Here is a 5,574-nt window from a genome sequence, read left to right on the forward strand (position 1 = left end):
TCTCAGGACATCGAGGACACTGACGACCCGTGCCCGTGACAATCGGGCATGGGTGGAAAAGGGTTTTCGATGAATCCGGACATCGTGGCCGCGGTCTCGGCGGTCGCAGGCGGGGCACGGGTGAACGTGTCCCGCCTGTGCCGAGAGCAGGGCATCTCCCGCAATACCTTCTACGTCCTGGTGGGCAGGTTCCGCACCGAGGGCGCCGCAGCGTTCACCACCCGCTCGACCCGGCCACACCACAGCCCGACCGGTACCGGACCCGAGGTGCGTGAGGCGATCGTGCGTGCCCGCAAGGAACTCGACGACGAGGGCTTCGACAACGGCCCGATCTCGATCGTGTGGCGCCTCGAAGCCCAGGGACTCGACCCGACCCCGTCGCGCTCGACGGTGTACCGGGTACCGGGTACCGGGTACTACGGGAGTGTGGCCAGATCGTTCCTCAGCCACGCAAGAAGCCCCGTTCACGCCGCAGTTTCGAGTACGCCGCCCCCAACGGGTGCTGGCAAATGGATGGCCTCGAGCTTGGACTTGTCAATGGAAGTGATCGCCAACGTTCCTGCGCTACATTGAACCGGCGTGGTCAGCCCAGCCAGCGCTCCACGTCGATCGCGGCGCGGCACCCTGTCCCCGCTGCCGTGACGGCCTGGCGGTAATGGTCGTCCACGAGGTCGCCGACGGCGAACACGCCGTCCACCGATGTGTGAGTTCCGGGGTGGGACACCTCGACGTAGCCCGTGGGGGTCAGGTCGACGACGCCCTTCACCAGCTCGTTTCTCGGGTCGTGACCGATGGCCACGAAGACGGCCGTCACCGCGAGGTCGCGTGTGGTGCCCCTGTGGACGTCGCGGAGGCGAAGTCCGGACACTGTCCTGTCGCCGAGCACCTCAGCCACCTCGACTTCGGTCTCGAAGTGGATCTTCGGAATCGCGCGTGCGCGCTCGAGCATGATCTTCGAGGCGCGAAAGGTTTGGCGGCGGTGAATGATCGTAACGGACCGTGCAAACCGCGTAAGGAACATTGCCTCTTCCATCGCCGAGTCGCCACCACCGACCACCGCGATGTCGTGCTCTCGGAAGAAGAAGCCGTCGCAGGTCGCGCAGGTGCTCACTCCCCGCCCGATCAGTCGCTGCTCACCGGGGACGTCGAGATAGCGAGCCGCCGAACCCATGGCCAGGATCACCGTGTGGGAGTGGTAGGACTTCTCGCCCACCCGATCTGTCCGAGATGAGGTCACGTCGTCACTGCGGCGAGGTCAGAGCGTGGTGGACTGCCGTGGTGACGCGTTTCGGCGGAGCTGCAATCTTTTGCATTCGCCCCAGGAGCTTGCGGCTGCCGGCGAGGTGCGCTGCGTAGAGTTCTCTGTTTTCTTGGCTCAGCCGTGCGGTCATGGCGTCGTGGTCGTCGAGCATTCCCTCCCACATGTCGGTACGGATGGGTCCGGGTTCGATCAGTGAGACGGGGATCTTCCACGGACGCAGTTCGATTCTCAGTGCGTCACCGAGGGATTCGATCGCGTATTTCGATGCGCTGTACGCGCCGGTGCCCGGGGTGGTGATCAGGCCGCTGACCGAGGACATGAACACGATGCGGCCGTGTGCTGCTCGGATCGCCGGCAGGACGGCTTGGGTGACGGCGATCTGCGAGACTACGTTGACGTCGAGTTGACGCGAGAGGTCCTCGATCGGCAGGCCTTCGACCGGTCCGCTGACGATGATGCCGGCATTGTTGACCACGGCGTCCAGCCGTGCTGGAAGGCGTCGTGGTAGTGCCGCGATCGCCGTTCGATCGGTGATGTCGAGCGGGACCGCGTGGACGTGATGCAGCTGGTCGAGGCGGGCGAGCGCCGACTCCGAGCGGGCGGTTGCGTAGACGGTCCACCCGGCTTCGCTCATGCGGTGGCAGATGGCCAGACCGATGCCTCGGCCGGCTCCTGTGACGAGTACTGAGGGCATGCGGTGTTCTCCGATCCAAAAGGGCGTGTATACCGAGAGGTGTTCAGAGACCGAGGAACTCGACGGCGACGGGAGCGAACTTGTCGTGGTATTGGAAGACTCCTCCGTGGCCGGAGTCTGGGTAGATGATCAGTTCGGAGCCGGGGATGCGGCGTCGTAGATCTTCGGACAGTGGGGTAGGGACCATGCGGTCGTGGTCGCCGTTGGCGATGAGGGTGTCGGCGGTGATGCGGGACAGGTCCGACGGGGCGGAGCGCCCGTACTTTTCGATGGCGGCGAGTTGTGTTCGCAAAACGGATATTCCGACGGCGGTGTCGCGGTCGGTGCTGCGTTCGTGGAGTCGCCCGATGAATGCCTTCGCAGCGGTCTTGCCGGCTGGGTTGCGGTTGAAGAACAGGAACTCTTTGGGGTCGGCCCGCACGAGCGTTGCGCGCAGAATGTCGACGTAGGTCGTTCGGGAGACCTTGTCGATGTCCTTGCCTCCGCGTGGTCCTGTTCCGGTGAGGATGAGCTTGCGGACCAGGTGCGGGTGCTCGAGGATCAGATCTTGGGCGATGAAACCGCCCATCGAGAAGGTGAACAGGTCGACTGTGTCGAAGCCGAGCGCGGTGATGAAGGTGTAGGCGTCGGCGGCCATCGCCTCGATGGTGTCCGGCACCTTCCCTGTGGACGCGCCGACACCGACGTTGTCGAAGGTGACGACGTGGCGGTCCCGTGCGATCGCGTCGACGATCCGGGGGTCCCAGTTGTCGAGGTTGGCGGACAGGTGGACGAAAAAGACGACGGGGATACCGTCTTTCGGTCCCAATTCGCGGTAGGCGTAGGTGTTCCCGCCTGCGGTGATGGTCTTTGTCGGGGCTGATGCGTAGGTGGCGCGATTGCTCTGGGTGCTCATGGGGGTGGTCTCCGGCGATTCGCTGGGTTCAGGCGGTGGGCAGGGTGATGACGGCTTTGCCGCGGATGCCACCCGAGGCGAGGGCCGTGAGTGCTTCCGGTGTCTCGTGGAAGGGGTACGTTCGTCCGACGATCGGACGGATCGCGCCGTGGTCGACGAGTTCGGTAATGCGGCGTAGTTGCTCACCGCTGGCACGCATGAAAAGGAATTCGTAGCTCACGCCCGCTTTCGCGGCTTGTCTGCGTATTTTGCGGCTCAGGGCGGTGATCGCGAGACGAACGATCGGATTGACGCCGGCGGTGCGGGCGAACGTGGGGTCGGGTGGGCCGGCGATACCGATTGCCTTGCCGCCCGGCCGGAGCACGCGCAGTGATCTTTCGAGGTTGTCCCCACCCAGGCTGTCGACGACCACGTCGTACCCGTCGAGAACGTCTGCAAAATCTTCGGTGCGGTAGTCGACGACGACGTCCGCGCCGAGCTCTCGGACGAAGTCGGTGTTTCGACCGCTGGCAGTGGTGGCGACGCTCGCCCCGAGATGCTTGGCGAGCTGGATCGCGATCGATCCGACTCCGCCCGCACCGGCGTGGATCAGAACTTTCTGCCCGGGTTGCACATTCGCTCTGTCGACGAGAGCTTGCCAGGCGGTGAGCGCGACGAGGGGGAGTGAGGCGGCGTCGACCACGCTGATCGACGTCGGTCGTAGCGCCAGGTCGTCCTCGTGGACGGCGATGCGTTCGGCGAAGGTGCCGATTCGGCCGTCGCGGGGGCGCGCGTAGACCTCGTCGCCGACGGAGAACTGTCGAACGCGGGCGCCGACTCCGATGACGGTACCGGCCAGATCGTGTCCGAGAGTCAACGGCGTCGGATAGTGGAGCAGTTGTTTGAACTCGCCGATGCGGATCTTCTCGTCGAGCTGGTTGAGGCCGGCTGCCTGAATTTCGACGAGTACGTCATGGTCGCCCACGATCGGTTCCGGCACGGTCGTTTCCTGCAGAGGCCGCTTGTACGCAGCGAAGGCGAAGGCTTTCACGACTGATCGCCAGTGTGGGTCGCGGAGGACGCGGCGGCGGTGTGCGGCTCCTCGCCGAGGAATGCGAGCACTTCCGGGACGAATTCGCGGTGGTATTGGAATATGCCGCCGTGTCCCGAGCTCGGGTAGATGGTCAACTGCGAATTGGGAAGACGCCGCGCGAGGTCGGCGGAGTGCTCACTGGCGACCATGAGGTCGTTGTCGCCGTTCGCGACGAACGCTGGCGCGGTGATCTGTGACAGGTCGTCGGGTGCTGCTTTCCCGCCGCCCATGATTGCTTTCAATTGCGCGAGGCGGGCCTGCATCGAAATGCGTGTGTCTCGGTCGATGGCACGTTCGGCGAGCCGGGCGAAATAGGCGTCGGCGGAGCGTTTGCCTTCGGTCGTGCGTGGAAAGAACAGGAAGTGTCGGGCATCTTTGCGGGCAAGGGCGGCTTTGAGGTAGGCGCGTCCGACGATCCTGCGCATTTGGTCGATTCCGCCGCCGCCCCGTGGGCCGGTGCCTGCCAATACCATTCGCCGAACCAGTGTCGGATTCTGCAGGGCGACCATCTGGGCTACCCCACCGCCGAGGGAGAAGCCGAGTAGGTCGACGCTGTCGTGACCGAGTGCTCGTATGAACGTGGCCGCATCACGTCCCATCTGCTCGAGGTTGGCGGGGACCTTCGAGTCGGTCGCGCCGACGCCGCGGTTGTCGAACGTGATGACGTGGTGGTGAGCGGCGATGCCGTCGATGATGCGGGGGTCCCAGTCGTCCAGAACGGCGGCGAAGTGGTGCAGGAACACCACGGGCACGCCTCCCGTGGGGCCGAGCTCACGGTAAGCGAAGTTCACGCCGCCGGCGAGGACGGATTTGGTCGGCACCGTGGTCCAGGTGCGGGTGTCGGCTGGTGCGCCGTGGTTGGTTGCCATGTCTGTCCTCTATCCGAAGGAAGTGAGCCTGGCCTATGAGAGCCCGATTGAATTACGCTCATACTATTATGGTCGTAAGGTTATCGGATAGACTTCGGTAGGGCAAGGACGCGGCAGTACGGAGGATCATCGACATGGCGAGATACGGCAGCGAGCACAAGGCGCAGACGCGCGCTCGGGTGGTGGAGGCGGCGGGTCGACGTCTGAAGAACGATGGGATCGACGGGGCCGGCGTGAGTGCGTTGATGTCCGACGCCGGGCTGACCAACGGCGCGTTCTACGCGCACTTCGCGTCGAAGGACGAACTCGTCGCGGTGGTCTTGGCCGATCAGCTGACGAAGCAGCTGGATGCTCTGCGGGCGCTACCCGACGACGGTCACTCGTTGCAGTCCTACATCGAGGGCTATCTGTCGGCGAGTCACCGTGACCAACGAGAGGACGGATGTCCCTCCGCTGCCCTGCTCAGCGAGATCAGTCGGTCGAAACCGATTGTGCAGGAATCGTTCACGGATGGTCTCGAGGCGATGATCACCATCGTCGCCAGTCGTACCCACATCGATGACACAGCCGCGGCGCGGACGATAGCGATCGGCCTGATGTCGAGCCTGATCGGCGCCCTGCAACTGTCGCGGGCGGTGTCGGACCCGACGCTGTCCAATGAGATCCTCGCGTCCGGGCTCGCGAACGCGTTTCGCCTACTCGAAAAATAAAGCAACCGACTGGGAAGCGACGTCAATGACAACGACCACGCGCGACCACACCCGAACCCGTACGCAGTGGACC

At 64.5% G+C, this 5,574-nt stretch carries 6 protein-coding genes and 1 pseudogene; 2 read left to right on the plus strand and 5 right to left on the minus strand.

From position 1 onward, the window contains the following. The first annotated feature begins 69 nt into the window (after positions 1-69). Positions 70-573, plus strand: coding sequence for a helix-turn-helix domain-containing protein (locus AC1D1G_RS40690; protein ID WP_477956436.1), 504 nt, complete (start codon positions 70-72; stop codon positions 571-573). Positions 574-583: 10 nt separating this feature from the next. Here AC1D1G_RS40690 and AC1D1G_RS40695 read toward each other — a convergent pair. The 5 genes and pseudogenes from AC1D1G_RS40695 to AC1D1G_RS40715 form a co-directional block, all read right to left on the minus strand. Further along, positions 584-1,249: pseudogene (locus AC1D1G_RS40695) on the minus strand (NAD(P)/FAD-dependent oxidoreductase); the annotation flags it as partial. Continuing rightward, positions 1,242-1,955, minus strand: coding sequence for an SDR family oxidoreductase (locus tag AC1D1G_RS40700; protein WP_477956437.1), 714 nt, complete (start codon positions 1,953-1,955; stop codon positions 1,242-1,244). The pseudogene AC1D1G_RS40695 and the gene AC1D1G_RS40700, both read right to left, overlap by 8 nt. A 43-nt stretch (positions 1,956-1,998) precedes the next feature. After that, positions 1,999-2,850 carry an alpha/beta fold hydrolase gene (locus AC1D1G_RS40705; RefSeq protein WP_477956438.1) on the minus strand — a complete coding sequence of 284 codons (852 nt, stop codon included), beginning with the start codon at positions 2,848-2,850 and terminating at the stop codon, positions 1,999-2,001. Between the two features lie 28 nt (positions 2,851-2,878). Continuing rightward, the gene (locus AC1D1G_RS40710; protein ID WP_477956439.1) at positions 2,879-3,880 is read right to left on the minus strand and encodes an NADP-dependent oxidoreductase; all 1,002 of its coding nucleotides are present in this window, start codon (positions 3,878-3,880) and stop codon (positions 2,879-2,881) included. After that, the gene (locus tag AC1D1G_RS40715) at positions 3,877-4,791 is read right to left on the minus strand and encodes an alpha/beta fold hydrolase (protein WP_477956440.1); all 915 of its coding nucleotides are present in this window, start codon (positions 4,789-4,791) and stop codon (positions 3,877-3,879) included. The genes AC1D1G_RS40710 and AC1D1G_RS40715 overlap by 4 nt, the downstream gene beginning before the upstream one ends. 134 nt (positions 4,792-4,925) lie before the next feature. Between AC1D1G_RS40715 and AC1D1G_RS40720 the strand changes: the two genes are divergently transcribed. Continuing rightward, positions 4,926-5,501, plus strand: coding sequence for a TetR/AcrR family transcriptional regulator (locus AC1D1G_RS40720; protein WP_477956441.1), 576 nt, complete (start codon positions 4,926-4,928; stop codon positions 5,499-5,501). Positions 5,502-5,574 lie beyond the last annotated feature (73 nt).

Source organism: Rhodococcus sp. P3_B8, from assembly GCF_056402775.1.

Bases quoted from the DNA above. Each gene is read 5' to 3' on its own strand.
- AC1D1G_RS40720 (WP_477956441.1), top strand. From the start codon at position 4,926: ATGGCGAGATACGGCAGCGAGCACAAGGCGCAGACGCGCGCTCGGGTG.
- AC1D1G_RS40705 (WP_477956438.1), bottom strand. From the start codon at position 2,850: ATGAGCACCCAGAGCAATCGCGCCACCTACGCATCAGCCCCGACAAAG.
- AC1D1G_RS40700 (WP_477956437.1), bottom strand. From the start codon at position 1,955: ATGCCCTCAGTACTCGTCACAGGAGCCGGCCGAGGCATCGGTCTGGCC.
- AC1D1G_RS40715 (WP_477956440.1), bottom strand. From the start codon at position 4,791: ATGGCAACCAACCACGGCGCACCAGCCGACACCCGCACCTGGACCACG.
- AC1D1G_RS40690 (WP_477956436.1), top strand. From the start codon at position 70: ATGAATCCGGACATCGTGGCCGCGGTCTCGGCGGTCGCAGGCGGGGCA.